Consider the following 22000-nt stretch of genomic DNA (forward strand, 5'->3'; position numbering starts at 1 on the left):
GCCCTCCAGGCCGGCTACCGGCGTCCGCCCCCTGCATCGCACGCCGCTCCTGCGATCTGGGCAGCACGGACGCGATCTCCTCGTGCTTCTCGATCGGCAGCACACGCGGCGGCTGCTGCCCTTGTCGGGCCCAAAAGACCGACTTAACGCGGGTAACCCCCGAGCTCGGACCCCGGCGCCGCGCAGAAAGCGCATACCGACCGGACAGTTTGGCGAAAAGCCCGCGACCGCCCGGTCGGCCGAGTAGCGTGCGGGCACCACTCACCCCCCTCCCTGCAGTCCGCCGCACCGGACCCGAGCCGCGCAAGGAGTACCGGGATGTCCTACGACTCGTCCCCGCCGTACCCATACCGCCCGCACGACGCGTCGTCGTCGTACCCGTACCGGCCGCACGACGCGTCCCCGTCGCGTCCGTATCCCCCGCACGAGGCCTCACCGCCGTACCCGGCCTACGCTCCCCACCCGGCCGACGCGGCCCGCCCGACCTATCCCTGGCAGCCGTCGCCGCCCGCGTCCGAACCCGGACCCGATCACCGGCGGCCGCCGCGCCGGCCCGCGCTGGGGCACCACAGCGACCTGCGGATCCTGCGCGGCGCCTACCGCCGGCAGCGCCGGGTGGCCACGCTCACCGCGCTCGGGTACTTCACGCTGTTCCTGGTCTTCTCGGCGTTCGCGCCGTCGCTCATGACCACCACCGTCACCGACGGACTGCCCCTCGGGCTGCTGCTCGCCCTGCTCCAACTCCCCGTCACCTGGCTGGCGATAGCCCTCTACGAACGCACCGCGCGCCGGTACGTCGACCCGATCGCCGGCCGCATCCGCAAGCAGGCGGAGCTGGAGGCGAAGCGGGAGGCCACCCGATGACCACGCAGTTCAGCGGGTCGGCCCAGACGATGTCCCTGGTCGCGTTCACGTCCGTCGCCACGGTCACGCTGCTGCTGTGCGTGATGACCGGCCCCGACCGCGACGACCTCGACGAGTTCTACACCGGCTACGGCTCCCTGTCCCCCGTGCGCAACGGCCTGGCGATCGCGGGCGACTACATCTCCGCGGCCTCCGTGCTCGGAACGGGCGGCGTGATCGCCCTGTGCGGCTACGACGGGATCGTGCTGGCACTCAGCACGGCCCTGTCGCTGATGCTGATGATGTTCCTGCTGGCCGAACCGCTGCGCAACGCGGGCCGTTTCACCATGGGCGACGTCCTGGCGCGCCGGATGCCGGGGCGGTCGGCGCGCATCGCGGCGTGCGCGGTGACCATCGCCGCGCTGGTGCCGCTGATGCTGGTGCAACTGGCCGGCACCGGACAGCTGCTGGCCTTCATCCTCGGCTTCTCCGGCGACTCGCTGAAGACGGGCTGCGTGATCGGCCTCGGCGTGCTGATGATCAGCTATGCGGCGATCGGCGGTATGAAGGGCACGGCCCTCATCCAGATCCTGAAGATCGTGATGCTGCTGGGCTCCGGCGCGGTCGTCGCCGTACTGGTCCTGCGGCGGTTCGACTGGGATCCCGGCGCGCTGTTCGCCGCGGCGGCGCAGCGCAGCGGGGTCGGGCCCGCCTTCCTCCACTCGGGCCTGGAGTTCGCCGACGGCGCCAACCCCCGCCTGGACATGATCAGTTCGGAGCTGACGGTCGTCCTCGGCGGCGCCTGCCTGCCGCACATCACCATGCGCATGTACACCGCCTCCAGCGCCCGGCAGGTACGGCGGTCGATGTCCTGGGCGGTGTCGAGCGTGGCACTGTTCGTGCTGGTGGTCACGGTCGTCGGCTTCGGCGCGACGGCGCTGATCGGGCGCGGGGTCGTCGCGCAGGCCGACCCGCAGGGCAACACGGCCTATCTGCTGGGCAGCCGGGCGGTGTTCGGCGCGGAGGTGTCGGCGGCGGAGAGCTTCCTGTTCACCACCGTCACGACGGCGCTGTTCCTGACCCTGCTCGCCTCCGTCGCCGGGATGATCCTGGCCTGCGCCAACTCCCTCGCCCACGACGTGTTCGCGGTCCGGGTGCGGGAGATGTCGGCGCGGCGCGAGATGACCCTGGCCCGCGTCTCCGCGCTGGCGGTCGGCACCCCCACCATCCTGCTGGCCGTCCTGGTCCAGCACCGCAGCCTGCAGCCGCTGGTGACGCTGAGCTTCTGCCTGGGCGCGTCCGCCATCGCCCCCGCCCTGGTCTACAGCCTCTTCTGGCGCCGCTACACCCGAACGGGCCTGCTGTGCACGCTCATCGGCGGCACCCTGGCGGTGCTGCTGCTGATGCCGGGCACCAACCTGGTCTCCGGCTCACCGGTGGCGGCCTTCCCCGACGCCGACTTCAACTTCTTCCCCTTCACCACGACCGGCCTGGTCTCCATCCCCCTGGGCTTCCTCTTCGGCTGGCTCGGCACCCTGGCCTCGGGCCGCGCGAAGGCCGAGGAGCAGCGCCGGCAGTACGAGGCGGTCGAGGGGTGGATCCTGGCGGGCGCGGTGCGCAGGAGCGGTTGAGCGACGGGCGGCGGGCACCCCGGGCCGACGGGCTGCGGGCACCCCGGGCCGACGGACGGCCGGAGGGCCGGAGGGCCGGTCCGGGGCGCCCCCGCGGAACGGGCCCGCGGAACGGGCCCGCCGTCCGCTGCTCGGCTACTCCGCCCACGCCCGCCCGGTGAGGGTGGTGATGCTGTCCTGCACCGAGTCCATCTGCGCGCGTACGTCGTCCCACCTCTCGCCGTGCTCCCGCAGCACCTCCTCGGTCTCGCGGCCGATCCGCTCCTCGCGCGCCCGGGCCTCGGCCAGCACCTCCGCCGCCCGCGCCCCCGCCTCCTCCGGTGCCCGCAGCGCCACCTCCTCCGCGGCGGCGAGCACCTCGGCCGCCTCGGCCACCGCCGCCTCGGCGGCCACCACGCGCCCGGCGTACTCCGCCTCCAGCGCGGCCTGCCGCCCGGCCAGCTCCCGCTCCGCCTCGGCCCACCGCTCGGCGTGCTCGCGGGACTGCTCGGCGAGCATCCCGCAGACGCGGTGCCGCACCTCCCGCAGCGCGGCCAGCGCCTCGCCCCGGCCCTCCCGCACCTCGCGCCGCACCGAGATCCGGATCTCGTCGGCCTCCGCGCGCGCCGCCAGCAGCCGCTGCCGGGCGGTCTCCTCGGCCGCCGTCCGCACGGCCTCGGCGTGTGTCCGGGCCGCTTCGAGCACGGCCTCCGCGTCCGCCCGCGCCTCCTCCACCACGTGCCGCGCCTCCCGCCGGGCGCGCTCCCGGACCTCCTGCGCCTCCCGCCGCCCCAGTTCGTAGAGCAGCCGGGCGCCCTCACCGAGGGCCGCGTACGTCTGCGGGGCGAGCCGCGCCACGGTCTCCCGCAGGGCGAGGGCCTCCGCCTCCATGTTCTTGGCGAGGACGGTCAGCCGCGCGGCACGCTCCCAGGCGGCGTCCCGGTCGTCGGAGAGGGCCGCCACCCAGGCGTCGGCCTGCTCCGGCCGGTAGCCGCGTCCCCGTACGGCCGCGAAGCCGTGAGGTGACACCGGTGTGCTGCCCATCCTGGAACCCCTTCCGCCGGACCCCCGCCGCACGGACGCCGCCAGCCGACGTCGCGCACATCTTGAGGTATCGGGCGTAAATGTTCATAACGCGACACTCCGGGCAAGGGGTGATGCCGGATACGGGCGGGAGCGGAGGCGCAACGAACAAAAAGGGGCGGGGCCCGGTCGCTCGACCGGGCCCGGCCCCTTCGTACCCGCCTCAGCGGGTCACAGCAACCCGTCCCACATCTGCTCCAGCAGCACCGACCACCAGCTCTCCGGCGACCCCAGCGCCGCCGGGTCCAGAGCGGCGAGCTGGGCCTGGAAGTCGACGGTCCAGCGGCCCGCCTGCTCCTGGTTCAGCCCGTACCGCAGCCGCCACATCCGCCCGAGCAGCGCCAGGCAGCGCGCGAACTCCGGCAGACCCGTGTTCACGAACTGCGGCGGTACGGACGTACCGCCCGGCCCCGCCTCCACGGGCACCGCGACGATGTTCGCCGTGCCGTACTGCACACAGATCGCCCGGCCGAAGTCGCTGCCCATGACCAGGTACGAACCCGCGTCCGGCGCCGGCTGCACCCCGCGCTCGGCCGCCAGCTCCGCCAGCGTCGGCACCGGACGGCCCGGCTGGGCCTGCGCCCAGAAGAACGGGCCCATGTCCACCGGCAGACCGGCCGCCACCAGCGTGTGCGCGACGATCGGCGGCACACCCTGCCGGGAGACCGCCGCCTGCTCGAACCGGAACACCCCCGGCCCGAAGGCACCGGCCAGCTCGTGCCCGATCGCCTCCGGCGGAACCGGCGGCGCGGGCTGCACCGGCGGCAGCGGCGCGCGCACCGGCCCCGGCCGCGCCGGACCGTCGGCGACCTGGTGCAACTCACCCTGGTGCGCAAGCAGTTGCTGCATCCCCTGCTGCCGGCTCGCGTGGTCCGTGCCGTACGGCGCGATCGACGCGATGCGCGCCTGCGGCCACTGCTCGCGGATCATCCGCGCGCAGTAGGCGCCGGGCAGCTCGCACGACTCCAGCTCGGTGTGCAGCTCCAGCACCTGGTTCGGCGGCACGTTCATGGCGCGCAGCTCGTGGAAGATCTGCCACTCCGGGTGCGGCGTTCCCGGCGCGGACCGCCGGATCAGCTGCTGCTCCGACCCGTCCTGCGCGCGGTAGCGCAGCACGGCCTGATAGCCGGGGCCGACGATCGGCTGCCCCTGCTGCGGATAGCCGTACGCCGGAGGCTGCTGACCGGGGACGGGCGGCTGACCGGGCATGGCCTGACCCGGCACGGGCGGCCGGCCCGGCATGGGCTGTCCCGGCGGGGGCATCGCACCAGGCGGAGGCATCGCACCAGGCGGAGGCATCGCGCCAGGGGGCGGAGGCATCGCGCCGGGGGGAGGCATCGCACCGGGCGGCTGCGGGGCACCCGGCGGCATCCCGGGCGCGCCCGGAGCACCGGGGGCGCCGGGCGGGCCGGGCGGGCCCGGAGGCTGCGGCGCACCGCCGCGCCGGCTGGGATCGGCCAGCATCGTGGCCGCGTGGTGGACCCCACCCGGAGGCGTACCACCAGGCGTGTTCGGCGCGCCGGGAACACCCGGAGCACCCGGACCACCGGGCGGCTGCGGGGCACCGGGGACGCCGGGCGGGCCGGGCGGCTGCGGGTCATGGGGAGCGCCGGGGGCACCCTGCGGGCCCGGAGCACCGGGCGGGCCGGGCGGCGCCGGAGGTTGCGGCGCACCGCCGAGCTGACCGGGATCGGCCAGCATCGTGGCCGCGTGGTGGACCCCGCCCGGAGGCGTACCACCAGGCGTGTTCGGCGCGCCGGGAACACCCGGAGCACCCGGCGGCTGCGGGGCACCGGGCGGCGGAGGCGTGCCCGGACCGGCGGCGCCCTCGGGGCCGTCGGGACCGAGCGACGACACGAGCTGGGTCCGCACGTACCCGCCCGCGGGGGCACCCGGCGGCGGAGGCGTGGCCGGCGCGGGCGCCCCGCCCGGCCGCGCACCCGGCGCACCCGGCGCACCCGGCGGCGGAGGCGGCGCCGACCCGCCACCGTGGCCGCGGCGCGGCGGAGGCGCCGCCTTGCTGGTCGCGGCGTCGGCGATGTCCCCGGCGTTCGGCGCGAGCGGGCGCCCGGGACCGGCCGGACCGCCCGGAGCCGGCGGCGCGGCCGCGGCCCCGCCCGGCCCCTGCGGATACCCGTACGAGGGCGCGCCGGGCGGCGGAGGCGGGGGCGTGCCCTGCGGACCGCCCGGAGGCGGAATCGGAGCGCCGGACGGCGGAGGCGGCGTACCGCCCTGGGACGCGTCCGGCCCACCCGGTGCGCCCGGTGCGTGCTGTGCGGCCGGGTCGTCGAGCGCCGGCGCCATGGCCGTACGCGGAAGCCGGCTGCCACCGGCCATCAGCGCCGTCTTCGCGTCCGGCACGGAGGAGGGCGGCGAGGCGTCGTCGCCGGAGTCACTCACCTGCGGCGCGAACACGGTCGCGGGCAGCGGCACGGAACGGTCCTCCCCCGCATCGGCGTTGGTGTCCGTACCCGCCCAGGGCGTGGCCCCCGCCGGAGCCTCCGGCGCACCCGCACCCGCACCGGTCCCGGACGGCGCACCTGCGTCGTCCGCTCCTCCACCGGCGGCCGGCCACGCCGCACCGCTCGACGCGGGGGAACCGGTCGGCACCCCGGCCTGCGTCTCGGGCAGCGCCCCGCTCCCGGCCGCCCCCGAAACCGCGCCGGAACCGACACCGGCACCGGCCGCCGGCCCCGAAGCGACCCCGGCACCAGAAGCCGGCCCGGCACCGCTACCGGCCCCGGCTCCGGCTCCCGTCCCGGACGCGGTCCCGGCCCCGGACCTCCGGTCAGGAATCCCCAGCTTGTCCGCCGCCTCCTGCAACCACTCCGGCGGACTCAGCAGGAACGACGTCTGATTCAGATCCACCCGCGCCGGAGCCGCCGGCGCCGGCTCGGCGGGCGCGTCCGGACGACCGTACTCCTCCTCGTACCGGCGGATCACCTCACCCACCGGCAGCGACGGCCACAGCGTCGCCTCCCCGCTGTCCCGCGCGATCACCAGCCGCTGCGCGCCCCCGTCCGAACGCGGCCCGTCCGCACGGTCCTCGGCCCACACCACGAAACCGAGCTCGAACTCCCGCACCCGCACCTCACGGTGCTGGTACGAGGGCACATCCCCGTTGATCCACTCCTCGGCGCGCTCCTGCGCCTGCGCGAAGGTCACCATCGCTCAGCTCACTCCCCCACCGACGACACGGAAGAGACGGGCACGACCCGCGCGAAACCGCCGTCCACCATCAGATTCGCCACCGTCTCCAACTCCGGCGGAGAACCCGCCAGCCGGGACAGGAACGCGTCGAAGTCCGCAGCGCACGGCAGCAGCAGCCGCTCCACCCGCTCCGCGGGCGACCACGACGGATCCACGTCACGCGCGTCGTCGTACGCGCAGAACCACACCGAACCCTGCCGCTCGCCCCGCACCTTCACCGCGAGCAGCCCGCCCTGCACGAACGCGACCCCCAGATAGTCCTTCGTCAGATGGTCGCGCAGACACTTGTTCACGTACACCAGGTCGTTGACCGCCGCCTCCTCACGCACCGTGAAGAACGGCTGGTCGACCAGCAGCCCCAACTCCGCGTCCAGCGCCGTCCCGACCGGCGCGCAACCGCCCGCCGCCTTCAGGAACGAGCGGTACGGGCCCGGCAGCCGGTACCCCAGGTCCTCCTCGACCCCCTGCACCGCCTGCTCGGAGACCGCCACGCCCGACTTCGGCAGCCCGAAGTGCGCCGGACGCGTCTCCTGCAACGGCCGCGTGCCCCGCTTCGTCTGGTCCACGTTCGCGGTCGCGATCCCGCCGTGGTGCCGCAGCAACGCCTTCACCTCGACCGGCACCAGCTCCAGCCGGCGGCCGCCCGGCACGTGGTGCCACGTCCAGCCGTGCGGCGTCGCCACATCCGGCACGGTGTCCCACAACTCGTGACCCGTCGCGGCCAGCGCCGCGTTCGCCGACACATAGTCCGTCAGCCGCAGCTCGTCGACACCGAAGCCCTCCGGCGGCTCCGCGATCTCCGCCGCCGCCCGCGCGTACGGCGAGAAGTCGGGATAACCGCGCTCGTCCATCCGCACCCCCCTGGGGTGGCGGGCGGCCCGGACCGGATCCGGGAAGTGCACGACCTGCCCTGCATAGGCCGCGTTCGGCGGCGCGGCTTGCTGCCCGAGCCGACCTGTCGTCATGGCGGTTGCCCCCTGCGGCACTCTGTACGGCCCGCGGCCGCCGGCTCCTGCGCCGGCCCACCACTGCCCGTATCGACTACTTCTCCAACGCGTTGACCGCACCGATCGCGGTGCCGACAGCCTATGCGGTACCGCTTCACCGGTCACCGGGCCTCCACCTCCGTGACCAGCCGTCACCCCCGCGTGACGGACCGACCCGCCCCGGGCGTGTCGCACCGCCCCAGCTTCCGCACCAGCCAAGGCATTTGGCAGTCTGTCTTTTTCCGGGGGATGCTCGGGAGGGGATGATGATCATGAACGCGACGCAGACGGGACCGCACACCAGCGCATCCGGCGACCCGCGGATCGGCTGGAGCAGCGCCGAAACCGCCCACGCGCCCGCCCTGCGGCACCGCCGCGACGGCATACTCCCCACCGTCGCCGCCGCCCTCTCCGTCCGCGGCGCCACCCTCACCGGCACCGCCGCCCGCGGCGACCAGCCTCCCGCGCTCCACCCGCTCGTCCAGGACTTCCTCGACACCCTCACCAGCGCCCAGCGCGACCGCTTCACCGGCCGCTGCGCGGAGACCATCCTCATCTCCCGGCACATCACGAGCGCCGACGCGGCCCGCAGCAAACGCGCCGCACGCAAACCCATGACCAACGGCGAAGCCCGCAAAGCACTCAAGCAGGCCAAACTCACCACCCGCCGCATCCGCGAGGCCGGCGACCCCCTGCACGGCAGCTTCGCCACCCCCTGCCGGGCCTGCACCGCGCTCAGCGCCCACTTCGGCGTCCGCATCGTCGACCCCGCGACCGCCGACAGCTGACACCCGCAACCCCCAGGCGAACCACGACGAGCAAACGAACATACGCGCAGTTCCACCGACGCACAGGCACACACAGGCAAGAACGGGCGAACATAGGGCAGATGCACACCGACCGCACCTCAACCACCCGCTTCGCCGTACCCGTCGACGCCGCCCTGCGCGCCGCCGGCTGGCAACCCGGACGCTGGGACATAAAACAGGCCGAGATCTGGGCCGACACCCTGCGCGACCACACCTCCCCCGCCGGACACCGCCACACCGTCTTCCCGGCCGCCGTCGAGGCCTGGGCCGAATTCGGCGGCCTCCACATCACCCCCACCGGACCCGGCCGCCAGATCGCCCCCGCCGCCCTCCACCTCGACCCCCTGCACGGCCTCCACCTGGCCCGCACCCTCGGCGACCTCGGCCGCGCCCTGGACAGCGAGGTCTGCCCCCTCGGCACCGAGACCGAGACGCAGTCCCTCCTCGCCATCGACACCGAAGGCCGCGTCTACGCCCTCGACCACACCGGCGACTGGTACCTCGGCCCCGACATCGACCAGGCCCTCACCGCCCTCGTCTCCGGCACCGAACCCACCCGCCTGACCGCAGGCTGAACCCCGCCACCGCACACCGAAGCCCCACCGCCGGCCACACCCGAACCGCACCCCGGGCCACGCACCGAAACCGCACCCCGGCGGCCCCAGAAGCACCACGACCCGGCCCTACGACGCCGGAATCACCGCCGACACCCGGAAACCCCCCGCATCCGTCGGCCCCGACACGAACACCCCGCCCAGCGCCGCCACCCGCTCCTTCATCCCGAGCAGACCGTTCCCCCCGGACGGCAGCCGCGCGGCCGACGCCGACCCCGGCTCCGGCGGCGGCTCGTTCTCCACCTGCATCGCGATCTCCGACACCCGGTGCGCCAACCGCACCTGCGTCTTCGCCCCCGCCGCGTGCTTGTGGACGTTCGTCAACGCCTCCTGCACCACCCGGTACGCGGTCTGCTCCACCTCCGCCGCATACGACCGCGACTCCCCCTCCACCGACAGGTTCACCACCATCCCCGCCGCCGCCGACTGCCCGATCAACTCGTCCAGCTCCGACAACCACGGCCCCTCGGCACCCGGCTCCTCACCCGCACCACAGGACGCCGCCACAGCCGCCGCGACACCCACCGCGACGAGCGGCACCGCGGCCGGCTCCCGCCGCCCCCGCCCCTCACCACTGCGCAGCACCCCGAGCATCTCCCGCAACTCGGTCAACGCCTGCCGCCCCATGTCCCCCACCAGCGCGGCGTTCTTCACCGCCTTGTCCGGGTCCTTGCGCGCCACCGCCTGCAACGCCGCCGCGTGCACCACCATCAGACTCACCCGATGGGCCACCACGTCGTGCATCTCCCGCGCGATCCGCGTCCGCTCCTCACCACGCGCCCACTCGGCCCGCTCCTCGGCCCGCTCCGCCAGCAGCTGCAACTCCCGCTCCAGGCTGTCCGCCCGCTCCCGCAGACTCTCCATCAGCCGGCGCCGCGCACCGACGTACAGCCCGAGCAAGACAGGAGGAGCCGTCAGCCCCAGCGAGGTGGTGACGGCGGCGAACGGCACGAACCAGTCCCCGAGGGTCAGATCCCCCCGCGCCACGTCCTGCCGCGCCCGCACGAACGTCACGATCATCGTGCCCAGCAGCGACATCCCGGCCAGCGCCGCGATGACCCGGCGCGGCAACTCGCACGCCGCCAGCGTGTACAGGCCGACGATGCCCATCAGGAAACCCATCTGGGCCGGCGTGACGGCGATCGACACGAGCACGACGGCGATCGGCCACCGCCGCCGGACCAGCAGCACGGACCCGGCCACCAGACCGAACACGATCCCCGCCGACACCGGGATCCCCGCGTCCCGCGCGAACGGGATCCCCTCCGCCCCGCACTCCAGAGCGGACACCAGCGCGAGACCCCCGTCCAGCGCCGCACTGCGCCACCGCGCCCACCACCACGGCCCGGTCACGGCCGCCGCGCGGTCTTCCCCCGTCGTGGTCATGGCTCCAGCCTACGGGCGCGCCCCCCGGCTTTTCCGGCGAGTTTCCGCTACCGCCCCACACCACACTCCGTAATCGAATAACAGCAAAACCATCCGATATCCCTCGAACTGCTGAACCAGCCCTGTTCACCCCCGGAACCTTCCATTCCGGCCGGACGGTATGCCCATGGCACATTCACACAGCAAGTACGCGGACTTCGAGGAGCTGCGAACACAGGCGGTGGCGCTGCGGCGGGCCGGCCTCAGCCGACGCCAGATCCGCGACCGGCTGCACGTCGACAACAACGACATCCTCAACCGCCTCCTGCAGGGCGAGCCCCCTCCGGAGTGGACGAAGCGCCCGAACGCGAAGGACGACCTGCGCGACAAGGCCCGCGAGCTCCGCCTCCAGGGCTGGACCTACGACCGGATCCAGGTGGAGCTGGGCTGTTCGAAGAGCTCGATCTCCCTGTGGGTGCGGGACCTGCCGAAGCCGGAGCGTCGCGACCCGTCCGAGCAGGCGAAGCTTGCGGCGCGGAAGAGGTGGGAGCACGAGCTGGCCGTCCGGGACGCGCAGCGGCAGCGGACCAAGGCGGCCGCAGCCCGGGAAATCGGCGAGCTGTCCCGCCGCGAGCTCTTCATCGCGGGTGTCGCCCTGTACTGGGCAGAGGGCACCAAGGACAAGCCCCACGCTCGGCGCGAGCGTGTCGCCTTCGTCAACAGCGACCCTGACATGATCCGCCTGTTCCTGGCCTGGCTCGACCTGCTCGAGGTCGACCGGGAGCAGATCGCGTACCGGCTGATGATCCACGAATCGGCCGACGCGGACGCGGCCAGGACCTACTGGGCAGGAGTCGTCGGCGCGGACCTCGACGCCTTCGGCAAGACCACCCTGAAACGACACAACCCCCAGACCGTGCGGAAGAACACGGGCGACGACTACCGCGGTTGCCTCGTGGTCACCGTGCGGCGAAGCGCTGAGCTGTACCGTCGCATCGAAGGCTGGTGGTACGGCATAGTAGGGGCTGCCCCCGCGGCCGATCTATCAAATCGGACATAGCGGTAATCCCGGGTCGTCTAAGGGCAAGACGTCAGATTTTGGTTCTGATCATGGGGGTTCGAGTCCTCCCCCGGGAGCAGATGCTCGGTTCGGGTCCTGACCTCAGTAGGTCAGGACCCGCTCTCGTCTCCCCCCGGAACCACCCCGGTATCCTGCGGATGTCCACCCCACCCAAAAGCCGAAGGGCATCCCGTGAGCTCCATTCGCCCGGCAGCCGTCGTCGTTCTCGCAGCGGGTGAGGGCACCCGTATGAAGTCGGCCACGCCCAAGGTCCTGCACGAGATCTGCGGCCGCTCCCTGGTCGGCCATGTGCTGGCCTCCGCCCGCGAGTTGAAGCCCGAGCACCTCGTCGTGGTGGTCGGGCACGCCCGGGAGAAGGTCACCGCGCATCTCGCCGAGGTCGACCCTCAGGCGCGTACCGCGGTGCAGGAGAAGCAGAAGGGCACCGGGCACGCCGTACGGATGGGGCTGGAGGAGCTCGGCGGGTCCGTGGACGGGACCGTCGTGGTCGTCTGCGGGGACACCCCGCTGCTGACCGGCAGGACTCTCCAGAGCCTGACCGCGACCCACGCCGAGGACGGCAACGCCGTCACCGTGCTGACGGCCGAGGTGCCGGACGCGACCGGCTACGGCCGGATCGTCCGCGACGGGGCCTCGGGGGCCGTGACGGCGATCGTGGAGCACAAGGACGCGACGGAGTCGCAGCGGGCGATCCGGGAGATCAACTCCGGGGTGTTCGCGTTCGACGGGCGGCTGCTGGCCGACGCGCTGGGCAAGGTGCGGACGGACAACAGCCAGGGCGAGGAGTACCTGACGGACGTCCTCGGCATCCTGCGGGAGGCCGGGCACCGGGTGGGCGCCTCGGTGGCGGAGGACCACCGGGAGATCGCGGGGATCAACAACCGGGTGCAGCTCGCCGAGGCGCGCCGGACGCTCAACGACCGGCTGCTGACGGAGGCGATGCTGGCGGGTGTCACCGTCGTGGATCCGGCGACCACGTGGGTGGATGTGACGGTGGCGTTCGAGCAGGACGTGACGGTGCTGCCGGGGACGCAGCTGCACGGGTCGACGCAGCTCGGTGAGGGCTGTGTGGTGGGGCCGAACAGCCGGCTGACGAACACGCGCGTGGGCCGGGGGGCGCGGGTGGACAACACGGTCTCGGACGGTGCGGTGATCGGCGCGGAGGCTTCGGTGGGGCCGTTCGCGTATCTGCGTCCGGGTACGCGGCTGGGGCTGAAGTCGAAGGTCGGGACGTACGTCGAGACGAAGAACGCGTCGATCGGCGAGGGCACGAAGGTGCCGCATCTGTCGTACGTCGGTGACGCGACGATCGGCGAGTACTCGAACATCGGTGCCGCGAGCGTGTTCGTGAACTACGACGGGCAGGACAAGCACCACACCACGGTGGGGTCGCACTGCCGTACCGGTTCGGACAACATGTTTGTGGCTCCTGTCACGATCGGGGACGGTGCGTACACCGCCGCGGGGTCGGTGATCACGCGGGACGTGCCGCCGGGTTCGCTGGCCGTGGCCCGTGGTCAGCAAAGGAATATCGAGGGCTGGGTGGCTCGTAAGCGGCCCGGGAGCGCGGCGGCGAAGGCGGCCGAGGCGGCGTCCCGGGAGCCGGAGGGCGAAGCCTGAGGGGAATCACGCACGTCTGGGACGGCGTACCGTGATAAGTGCACCACCCGCACCCCACCAGCTGAGACGGCTTCGCGCAGACAGCTGACGAGGCTTCTCGACATCCGGCTGTGAATACCTCTGAGGAGACAGTGCTGTGACCGGGATCAAGACGACCGGCGAGAAGAAGTTGATGTTCTTCTCCGGCCGCGCCCACCCCGAGCTTGCCGAGGAAATCGCTCACGAGCTGGGTATCGGGGTCGTCCCGACGAAGGCCTTCGACTTCGCCAACGGTGAGATCTATGTGCGGTATCAGGAGTCGGCGCGTGGCGCGGACTGTTTCCTGATCCAGAGCCACACGGCGCCCATCAACAAGTGGATCATGGAGCAGTTGATCATGATCGACGCGTTGAAGCGCGCCTCGGCCCGCTCCATCACGGTGATCGTGCCGTTCTACGGTTACGCGCGGCAGGACAAGAAGCACCGGGGGCGTGAACCGATCTCGGCGCGTCTGATCGCCGATCTGATGAAGACGGCGGGTGCGGACCGGATTCTCGCGGTGGATCTGCACACGGATCAGATCCAGGGGTTCTTCGACGGTCCGGTGGATCATCTGTTCGCGCTGCCGCTGCTGGCGGACTATGTGGGTCACAAGGTGGACCGTTCGAAGCTGACGGTGGTGTCTCCGGACGCCGGCCGGGTGCGGGTGGCGGACCGCTGGTGCGACCGGCTGGGCGCGCCGCTGGCGATCGTGCACAAGCGCCGGGACAAGGACGTGGCGAACCAGGTCACGGTGCATGAGGTCGTGGGTGATGTGAAGGGCCGTATCTGTGTGCTGGTGGACGACATGATCGACACCGGTGGCACGATCTGCGCGGCCGCGGACGCGTTGTTCGCGCATGGTGCGGAGGACGTGATCGTGACGGCGACGCACGGTGTGCTGTCGGGTCCGGCGGCGGACCGGTTGAAGAATTCGAAGGTGAGCGAGTTCGTGTTCACGAACACGCTGCCGACGCCGGGTGAGCTGGAGCTGGACAAGATCACGGTGCTGTCGATCGCGCCGACGATCGCGAGTGCGGTGCGTGAGGTGTTCGAGGACGGTTCGGTGACGAGCCTGTTCGACGAGCAGTGACGGTCGCTGTGGTGGGGCGTGACTGATCGCCGTCGGTCGCTGTAGATCGTTTTGGGTTCGGCCTCCTTTGCCGAGTAGACTGCTCCAGTTGCTCGGCGAGGGAGGCCGTTTCCGTTGTTCCGGCGGATGCGGTGATCCGTTATCGACGCGCTCTTCGTAGCAGGCCGTTCGTGTGGCCGGGTGACCAGTCCCCTTAATTTCTGCGAGGAGTGAAGAGCATGTCCGAGGTGAAGATCTCCGCCGCGACGCGCACCGAGTTCGGCAAGGGTGCCGCGCGCCGTATCCGTCGTGACGACAAGGTTCCGGGTGTGCTGTACGGGCACGGCTCGGACCCGCTGCACCTGACGCTGCCGGGCCACGAGCTGCTGCTGGCGCTGCGTACGCCGAACGTCCTGATCTCCCTGGACATCGACGGCAAGACGAGCGAGCTGGCGATCCCGAAGTCCGTGCAGCGTGACCCGCTGAAGGGCTTCCTGGAGCACGTGGACCTGCTGCTGGTCAAGCGCGGCGAGAAGGTCACGGTCGAGATCCCGGTGCAGGCCGAGGGCGAGCTGGCCCCGGGTGGCAACCTGCTGGAGCACGTGCTGGCCGCGCTGCCGGTCGAGGCCGAGGCCACGCACATCCCGGAGCAGGTGACGGTGTCCGTGGAGGGTCTGGAGGCCGGTGCCTCGGTTCACGCCAAGGACATCAAGCTGCCCAGCGGTGTGACCCTGGCCGTGGACGAGGACGCCGTGGTGCTGCAGGTCCTGCAGGCCCAGATCGAGGAGGCCCCGGAGGGTGAGGCCGAAGAGGCCGCCGCCGAGGGCGAAGAGGCCGGCGCCGAGGCCTGAGCCCGGCCGTCGTCGTTTCTGTCAGCCGCTGTTCCCGTCGGGGGCAGCGGCTGGCGCGTATCGAGGAGATGTGGACGTGACCACTCCCGCCAATGTCCCGTGGCTGATCGTCGGCCTCGGCAATCCGGGGCCGGAGTACGCCATGAACCGGCACAACGTCGGGTTCATGGTGGTGGATCTGCTGGCCGAGCGGATCGGGGGGAGGTTCAAGCGGGCGCAGAAGGCGCAGGCGCAGGTGGTGGAGGGCCGGATCGGGCCGCCGGGGCCGGCGGGCCGGCGGGTGGTGCTGGCGAAGCCGATGTCGTTCATGAACCTGTCGGGCGGTCCGGTGAACGCGCTGCGGGACTTCTACAAGGTGCCGGTGGCGAACGTCGTGGCGGTGCACGACGAGTTGGACATCGACTACGGCACGCTGCGGTTGAAGCTGGGGGGCGGCGACAACGGGCACAACGGTCTGAAGTCGATGACGAAGGCGATGGGTGCGGACTATCACCGGGTGCGGTTCGGGATCGGGCGTCCGCCGGGCCGGATGCAGGTGGCGGACTTCGTGCTGAAGGACTTCTCGTCGGCGGAGCGCAAGGAGCTGGACTACTTCGTGGACCGGGCGGCGGACGCGGTGGAGTGTCTGGTGTCGGAGGGGCTGGAGCGGGCGCAGAGCTCGTACAACTCCTGACTTGTCGGCCTTGTGAGTTGACCGGGTGCGACGGTATGGCCAATGATCCCGGCCATGCCCGCCACCGTCACCCGCTCCCGTCAGGCCTCGTCCGCCGCGCTCCGGCTCGGTCGGGTCGCGGCGATGGGCACGGTCGCGGCGTTGATCCTGATCGCGGGTGTGTGGGCGTCGTGGGGGACCGCGCAGCATGTGATGCTGACCAAGGGGCGGGAGCACGGCACGGTCACGGTGGTGCGCTGCGGCGAGGGCGCGTGCAGTGGTCGGTACACGCCAGTGTCGCCGGGTTCGACGCCGCGGGGCCGGGTCGTGATCACGCAGACGGTGACGGTGCGCAAGGGCGGGACGTACGCGGTGATCGTGAAGCCGGGGACGGACGAGGTGGTGCGCTCGGGTCCGGCGGGGGTGCTGTACGCCTGGGTGCCGCTGGGCGGGGCGCTGCTGCTGGCGTCGGTCGTGGTGGCGGGCGGGCTGCGGCGGACGCGGGTGGCGTGGGCGCTGGCGGGGACGGGGGTCGCGCTGCTGACGGCGGCGTTCGTGGCGCTTTGACCCCGTGGGGGCGACCTCCACGTGTGTGCGGGTTCCAAGCGTTCCCGGTTTGTGATTGACCGATGGTCAGTGGCGAGTGGAAGCTGAACCGCCCCCTCCACACCTTCCTTTCGCTTCCCGAAGAGGGACTTCTCCATGCGTACCCTGATTCGCGCCGGCGCGCTGACCGCCGGCGTCTGCGCGGCGGTCGTGGCCGTTCCGGCCGCTCACGCCGCTCCCGCCTCGCCCCCCGGTGACAACGGCACCGTGAAGATCCACGACGCGGCGACCGGCGCCGAGGCGCGCCGCAACGAGCCGCACGTGTGCTCCTTCTACCTCGACGCCTTCGGCTTCGACGGTGGGCAGCAGGTGGCCTGGCACATCGAGGCGTGGGCTCCGACGGCCGCGGCCAAGGGTGAGACCGTGAAGTCCGGGGCCATCACGCTGGACGCCGAGGGCCACGGCCGCACGCAGGACCTGTCGCTGCCGGACGGGCACTACAAGCTGTTCTGGAACTTCGGCGGCGAGAAGGGTGCCGCGAAGCAGAAGGTGTTCTGGACGGACTGCGCGGCATCGGGCGAGCCGTCGGCGTCCGTCTCGGTGGGCGCTTCCGTCTCGGTGGGCGCGTCGGTGTCGGCGGGCGCCTCGGTGCCGGCCGGTTCCGCGGCCTCGCCGTCGGCGTCCGCCGGTGCGGGGGCGGCCGTGTCGTCGTCGCCGTCGCCTCAGGGCGGCGCGGGCGATCTGGCCGAGACCGGCGCCGGCGCTCCGGTGGGGGCGCTGTCGGCCGCGGCGGCCGCGCTGCTGGCGGCGGGCGGTTATCTGGTGTTCCGGCGGCGGGCGGTCCGCCGGGGCTGACGGGCCCGTGTAGGGCGAAGGCCCCCGCTCCGTGCGGAGCGGGGGCCTTCGTGCGCCGGTGTCCGGGTCAGCCGGTGTTGCGCAGGCCGGCGGCGACGCCGTTGACGGTGAGCAGCAGTGCCCGGGACAGCAGCGGGTCGGCCTCCTCGCCGGCGGCCGCCGCGTCGCGCTGCCGCTTGAGCAGGGCTACCTGGAGGTAGGAGATCGGGTCGAGGTAGGCGTCCCGGATGGAGAAGGTCTGCCGGAGCGCCGGCGTGGCGTCGAGCAGTTCCTTCTCGCCGGTGATGCGCAGGACCTCGCGGACGGTGAGCTCGTGTTCGGCCTTGATGGTGTCGAACACGTGCTTGAGCTCGTCGGGGACGAGGGTGTCGACGTAGTGCTGGGCGATGCGCAGGTCGGTCTTGGCGAGGGTCATCTCGACGTTGGAGATGAAGTTGCGGAAGAAGTGCCACTGTTCGTGCATCTCGCCGAGCACGGTGTCCAGGCCGGTCTCCCGCAGCGCCTTGAGGCCGGAGCCGACGCCGAACCAGCCGGGCACGATCTGCCGGGACTGGGTCCAGCCGAACACCCACGGGATGGCGCGCAGACCGTCGAGCGAGACGCCCGAGCCGGGGCGGCGGGAGGGCCGCGAGCCCAGGTGCAGCTCGGCGAGCTGGTCGACGGGCGTGGAGGCGAGGAAGTACGTCGGCAGGTCGGGGTCCTCCACGAGCCTGCGGTAGGCGGCGTGGGCGGCGTCGGAGACGACGTCCATGGCGGCGTCCCAGCGGGCGAGGGCCTCGTCGGACTGGCGGGGTGCGGTGTGCAGGGCGGAGGCCTGCAGGGTGGCCGCGACGGTCAGTTCCAGGTTCTCCCGGGCGAGGGAGGGGATGAGGTACTTGTCGGAGATGACCTCGCCCTGTTCGGTGACCTTGATCTCGCCCTCCAGGGTGCCCCAGGGCTGGGCGAGGATCGCGTCGTGGGTGGGGCCGCCGCCGCGGCCGACCGTGCCGCCGCGGCCGTGGAAGAGGCGCAGGCGGACGCCGTAGCGGTGGGCGACGTCGCGCAGGCGGCGCTGGGCGCGGTGGATCTCCCACTGGGAGGTGGTGATGCCGCCGAACTTGGAGGAGTCGGAGTAGCCGAGCATGACCTCCTGGACGTCCCCGCGCAGCGCGACCAGGCGCCGGTAGGAGGGGTCGGAGAGCATGTCCTCGAGGATGGTGTCGGCGGCCTTGAGCTCGTCGGTGGTCTCCAGCAGCGGCACGATGCCGATCTTGGCCCAGCCGGCGTGCAGGTCGAGCAGTCCGGCCTCGCGGGCGAGGACGGCGGCGGCGAAGACGTCGTCGGCGCCCTGGCACATGGAGATGATGTACGACTCGATGACCTCGGGTCCGAAGACCTCCAGGGCCCGCTTGACCGTCTGGAAGACGCCGAGGGTCTTGGCGCCGGCCTCGTCGACGGGGGCGGGGCTGGGGGCGAGCGGCCTGCGGGAGCGCAGTTCCTTGGCGAGCAGCTTGGCGCGGTACTCGCGGGGCATGTCGGCGTAGCGCCAGGACTCCTCGCCGAGCCGGTCGAAGAGCTGGCCGAGGGCGTGGTGGTGGGCGTCGGCGTGTTCGCGGACGTCCATGGTGGCGAGTTGGAGGCCGAAGGCGGCGAGGGTGCGGATGGTGCGGTTGAGGCGGCCGTCGGCGAACAGCTCGCCGCGGTGGGCGCGCAGGGAGGTCTGGATGACGCGCAGGTCGTCGACGAGTTCGGTGGTGCCGAGGTAGTCGCGGCCGGGCTCGTGCGGGGTGCCCTTGGCCAGGCGCTGCTTGGTGTTCTCGAGCTTCTGCCGGACGCAGGTGGCCTTGAGCCGGTAGGGCTCCTCGGCGTTGAGGCGCTTGTAGCGGGGGCTGATCTCGGGCAGGCGTTCGAGGTCGGCGTCGAGGGACGTCAGGAGCTCGTCGGTGGCGCCGGTGTAGCGGATCGACTGGGAGAGCAGGCCGCGCAGCTCGTCGATCATCTCGAGGGCGTCGTTGATGCCGTGCTCGTGCTGGAGGATGAGCACGTCCCAGGTGACCTGCGGGGTCACGTTGGGGTTGCCGTCGCGGTCGCCGCCGATCCAGGTGCCGAAGGTGAGGGGGCGGACGTGGTCGGGCAGCTCGACGCCGACCCGCTCCAGCTCGGCGGTGAGGTCCTCCAGGACGTCGCCGACGGCGCCGGCGTGGAGTTCGTCGAGGTAGTAGATCGCGTTGCGGGCCTCGTCCGCGGGCTCGGGACGGGCGACGCGCAGTTCGTCGGTCTGCCAGACGAGGTCGATGTTCTCCGCCAGCCGGATGTCGTGGCGGCGGCGGTCGGAGTCGATGACCGGGGTCTCCAGGAGCGCGGCGACACGTCGGAGCTTGTTGAGGACCGACCGGCGCGCGGCCTCGGTGGGGTGGGCCGTGAACACGGGGCGGACGTTGAGGTTCTCGACCGTCCGGCGTACGTGTTCGGGGTCGGCGTCCTTGAGGCGGTCGACCGTGCGGGAGAGCAGGCCGCCCTCGGCGGCGCGCCGGGCGCGCAGCTCGCGGCCGCGGTGGACCTGCTCGGTGACGTTGGCCAGGTGGAAGTAGGTGGAGAAGGCGCGGACCAGCTTGGCCGCGGTGTCCAGTTCGGTGCCGCGCAGCAGCTCCGCGGCGGCCTCGCCGTCCTCACGGGTGAGGCGGCGGACCTTTTCGACCAGGTCGAGGAGCTCGGGGCCCTCCTGCCGGACGAGGGTCTCCCCGAGGAGGTCACCCAGTCGGCGGATGTCGGCGCGCAGCTCGCTGCTGGTCGTCGTCTGGTCGTCGGCACTGCTCACAGGTGCGGCTCCTTGCAGTGTTGAAGCTCGTCCGGGAGGGGAACCCGGTGGCCACGCCCGCGCGGCGGGTGCCGCATGAGAGGGGGGCATCCGGGAAGAAATCAGAGCGGACCGCGCTGTCCGACCGATTCCAAGTCTAGGTGTCGACCGGGAGGCGCAGGCTCGCGGGCTCTTGCCGCGCGGCGAGGCGCTGCCATACTTACGACGCCGTAGGTTACGGAACCGTAGGGAGCCGGCTGGTTCCGCGCCCCCTTCGACACCTGAGCCAGTCTCTACCCTCGATCCCACAGGGGACGCCCATGACCACAAGCTCCGATGTGATCGACGACGCCCCGAAGGCGACCGACACCGCGCTGCCGTCCGCGACGCTGGGTGGTGAGCAGAAGCGTTCGATCGAGCAGATCACGCTGCTGCTGTTCATCACCGTTCCGTTCCTCGCCCTGCTGGCGGCGGTGCCGCTGGCCTGGGGCTGGGGAGTGAGCGGGCTGGACCTCGGTCTGCTGGTCTTCTTCTACTTCCTGGGCTGCCACGGCATCACGATCGGTTTCCACCGGCACTTCACGCACGGTTCCTTCAAGGCGAAGCGCCCCCTGAAGATCGCGCTGGCGATCATGGGCTCGCTGGCCGTGGAGGGCCCCTTGGTCCGCTGGGTCGCGGACCACCGCAAGCACCACCGGTTCTCCGACCACGAGGGCGACCCGCACTCGCCGTGGCGGTACGGCGAGACGGTCCCGGCGCTGATGAAGGGCCTGTGGTGGGCCCATGTCGGCTGGATGTTCGACGAGGAGCAGACGCCGCAGGAGAAGTACGCCCCGGACCTGATCAAGGACCGGACGCTGCGCACGATCTCCCGCCAGTTCGCGCTGTGGACGGTGGTGTCGCTGGTGCTGCCGCCGCTGATCGGCGGTCTGGTGACGATGTCGTGGTGGGGCGCGCTCACCGCGTTCTTCTGGGGCTCGCTGGTGCGGGTCGCGCTGCTGCACCACGTGACGTGGTCGATCAACTCGATCTGCCACGCGGTCGGCAAGCGCCCGTTCAAGTCGCGGGACCGCTCGGGCAACGTGTGGTGGCTGGCGGTCCTGTCCTGCGGCGAGTCCTGGCACAACCTGCACCACGCCGACCCGACCTCGGCCCGGCACGGTGTGGAGCGGGGCCAGCTGGACTCCTCCGCCCGGATCATCCGCTGGTGCGAGCGGCTCGGCTGGGCGTACGACGTGCGCTGGCCGTCACGCTCGCGTATCGATTCCCGCCGGAAGGACCGGGAAGGCGGCTCCCGACGCCGGAAGGAGACCGCCGAGGCGGCATGATGGTCGCCGTGGCGACCGACTCCAGCACCCCCAGCAATGACAAGCCGCGGCGCGCGCGTCGCACGCGGATGACCGGTGCCGAGCGCCGCCAGCAGCTGCTGGAGATCGGTCGCACCCTGTTCGCGGCGAAGGGCTTCGAGGGCACGTCGGTGGAGGAGATCGCGGCGAAGGCCGGGGTGTCGAAGCCGGTGGTGTACGAGCACTTCGGCGGCAAGGAGGGCCTGTACGCGGTGGTGGTGGACCGCGAGATGCGGCGCCTGCTGGACATGGTGACGGGCTCGCTGACCGCCGGCCACCCCCGCGAGCTGTGCGAGCAGGCGGCCTTCGCGCTGCTGGACTACATCGAGGAGTACACGGACGGCTTCCGCATCCTGGTCCGCGACTCCCCGATCCCCCAGTCGACGGGTTCCTTCGCCTCGCTGATCTCCGACATCGCCACCCAGGTGGAGGACATCCTGGGCCGCGAGTTCAAGAGCCGCGGCTTCGACCCCAAGCTGGCCCCGCTCTACGCCCAGGCCCTGGTCGGCATGGTCGCCCTGACCGGCCAGTGGTGGCTGGACGTCCGCCGCCCGAAGAAGGCGGAGGTCGCCGCCCACCTGGTGAACCTGGCCTGGCACGGCCTGGACGGCCTGGAGCAGAAGCCGCGCCTGATAGGCCACCGCAAGAGCTGACGCCGCTTGG

18 protein-coding genes and 1 tRNA gene are annotated in these 22000 nt (G+C 72.2%); 14 read left to right on the forward strand and 5 right to left on the reverse strand.

Features of this window, described 5'->3' with window-relative positions:
• Positions 1–318: 318 nt before the first annotated feature.
• Positions 319–864, forward strand: coding sequence for a DUF485 domain-containing protein (locus tag ACIPM1_RS23650; protein ID WP_402437683.1), 546 nt, complete (start codon positions 319–321; stop codon positions 862–864).
• Positions 861–2474 carry a cation acetate symporter gene (locus ACIPM1_RS23655; RefSeq protein WP_402437685.1) on the forward strand — a complete coding sequence of 538 codons (1614 nt, stop codon included), beginning with the start codon at positions 861–863 and terminating at the stop codon, positions 2472–2474. Before ACIPM1_RS23650 ends, ACIPM1_RS23655 begins: the two co-directional genes overlap by 4 nt.
• Before the next feature lie 135 nt (positions 2475–2609).
• On the opposite strand, the gene ACIPM1_RS23660 is transcribed toward ACIPM1_RS23655, so the two are convergent.
• The 3 genes from ACIPM1_RS23660 to ACIPM1_RS23670 form a co-directional block, all read right to left on the reverse strand.
• Positions 2610–3497: a cellulose-binding protein gene (locus ACIPM1_RS23660; protein ID WP_356187995.1), complete on the reverse strand. Its 888-nt coding sequence runs from the start codon at positions 3495–3497 to the stop codon at positions 2610–2612.
• Positions 3498–3707: 210 nt separating this feature from the next.
• Entirely contained in the window at positions 3708–6704 is a 2997-nt protein-coding gene (locus tag ACIPM1_RS23665; protein WP_402437687.1) for an SUKH-4 family immunity protein, read from the reverse strand.
• Between the two features lie 8 nt (positions 6705–6712).
• A complete protein-coding gene (locus tag ACIPM1_RS23670) occupies positions 6713–7711 on the reverse strand; it encodes an SMI1/KNR4 family protein (RefSeq protein WP_356187999.1) in 999 nt (332 codons plus the stop codon).
• 284 nt (positions 7712–7995) lie between these two features.
• Between ACIPM1_RS23670 and ACIPM1_RS23675 the strand changes: the two genes are divergently transcribed.
• Together ACIPM1_RS23675 and ACIPM1_RS23680 are read left to right on the forward strand one after the other, a co-directional pair.
• Positions 7996–8520 (forward strand): YwqJ-related putative deaminase, encoded by a 525-nt coding sequence (locus ACIPM1_RS23675; protein ID WP_402437690.1) that lies wholly within the window; start codon positions 7996–7998, stop codon positions 8518–8520.
• Positions 8521–8621: 101 nt separating this feature from the next.
• The gene (locus ACIPM1_RS23680; RefSeq protein WP_356188003.1) at positions 8622–9116 is read left to right on the forward strand and encodes an SUKH-3 domain-containing protein; all 495 of its coding nucleotides are present in this window, start codon (positions 8622–8624) and stop codon (positions 9114–9116) included.
• Between the two features lie 108 nt (positions 9117–9224).
• Here the strand turns inward: ACIPM1_RS23680 and ACIPM1_RS23685 are convergent, their stop codons facing one another.
• Positions 9225–10541, reverse strand: a complete 1317-nt coding sequence (locus tag ACIPM1_RS23685) for a sensor histidine kinase (protein WP_402437692.1) — start codon at positions 10539–10541, stop codon at positions 9225–9227.
• 166 nt (positions 10542–10707) lie between these two features.
• Between ACIPM1_RS23685 and ACIPM1_RS23690 the strand changes: the two genes are divergently transcribed.
• The 8 genes from ACIPM1_RS23690 to ACIPM1_RS23725 all read left to right on the forward strand — a co-directional run bounded on the left by ACIPM1_RS23690 (position 10708) and on the right by ACIPM1_RS23725 (position 17215).
• Entirely contained in the window at positions 10708–11580 is an 873-nt protein-coding gene (locus tag ACIPM1_RS23690; protein ID WP_402437693.1) for a hypothetical protein, read from the forward strand.
• A 6-nt stretch (positions 11581–11586) separates the two neighbouring features.
• Positions 11587–11657, forward strand: a tRNA-Gln gene (locus ACIPM1_RS23695).
• 115 nt (positions 11658–11772) lie between these two features.
• Positions 11773–13221 (forward strand): bifunctional UDP-N-acetylglucosamine diphosphorylase/glucosamine-1-phosphate N-acetyltransferase GlmU, encoded by a 1449-nt coding sequence (gene glmU, locus ACIPM1_RS23700; RefSeq protein ID WP_402437695.1) that lies wholly within the window; start codon positions 11773–11775, stop codon positions 13219–13221.
• Positions 13222–13357: 136 nt separating this feature from the next.
• Positions 13358–14332, forward strand: coding sequence for a ribose-phosphate diphosphokinase (locus ACIPM1_RS23705; protein ID WP_402437697.1), 975 nt, complete (start codon positions 13358–13360; stop codon positions 14330–14332).
• A 218-nt stretch (positions 14333–14550) separates the two neighbouring features.
• Complete coding sequence (locus tag ACIPM1_RS23710) at positions 14551–15162, forward strand: 50S ribosomal protein L25/general stress protein Ctc (RefSeq protein ID WP_402437699.1); 612 nt, start codon at positions 14551–14553, stop codon at positions 15160–15162.
• Between the two features lie 70 nt (positions 15163–15232).
• Positions 15233–15835, forward strand: coding sequence for an aminoacyl-tRNA hydrolase (gene pth / locus ACIPM1_RS23715; RefSeq protein ID WP_402437701.1), 603 nt, complete (start codon positions 15233–15235; stop codon positions 15833–15835).
• Between the two features lie 42 nt (positions 15836–15877).
• A complete protein-coding gene (locus tag ACIPM1_RS23720) occupies positions 15878–16381 on the forward strand; it encodes a hypothetical protein (RefSeq protein ID WP_402437702.1) in 504 nt (167 codons plus the stop codon).
• Positions 16382–16516: 135 nt separating this feature from the next.
• Positions 16517–17215: an LPXTG cell wall anchor domain-containing protein gene (locus ACIPM1_RS23725; protein WP_402437704.1), complete on the forward strand. Its 699-nt coding sequence runs from the start codon at positions 16517–16519 to the stop codon at positions 17213–17215.
• Between the two features lie 67 nt (positions 17216–17282).
• Here the strand turns inward: ACIPM1_RS23725 and ppc are convergent, their stop codons facing one another.
• Positions 17283–20012 carry a phosphoenolpyruvate carboxylase gene (ppc, locus tag ACIPM1_RS23730; RefSeq protein WP_402437706.1) on the reverse strand — a complete coding sequence of 910 codons (2730 nt, stop codon included), beginning with the start codon at positions 20010–20012 and terminating at the stop codon, positions 17283–17285.
• A 299-nt stretch (positions 20013–20311) separates the two neighbouring features.
• Between ppc and ACIPM1_RS23735 the strand changes: the two genes are divergently transcribed.
• Entirely contained in the window at positions 20312–21319 is a 1008-nt protein-coding gene (locus ACIPM1_RS23735; protein ID WP_402437708.1) for an acyl-CoA desaturase, read from the forward strand.
• Positions 21316–21990, forward strand: a complete 675-nt coding sequence (locus ACIPM1_RS23740; RefSeq protein ID WP_356188024.1) for a TetR/AcrR family transcriptional regulator — start codon at positions 21316–21318, stop codon at positions 21988–21990. Before ACIPM1_RS23735 ends, ACIPM1_RS23740 begins: the two co-directional genes overlap by 4 nt.
• Positions 21991–22000 lie beyond the last annotated feature (10 nt).

The sequence above is a fragment of the Streptomyces sp. NPDC086766 genome (assembly GCF_044746005.1).
Classification (GTDB): Bacteria; Actinomycetota; Actinomycetes; order Streptomycetales; family Streptomycetaceae; genus Streptomyces.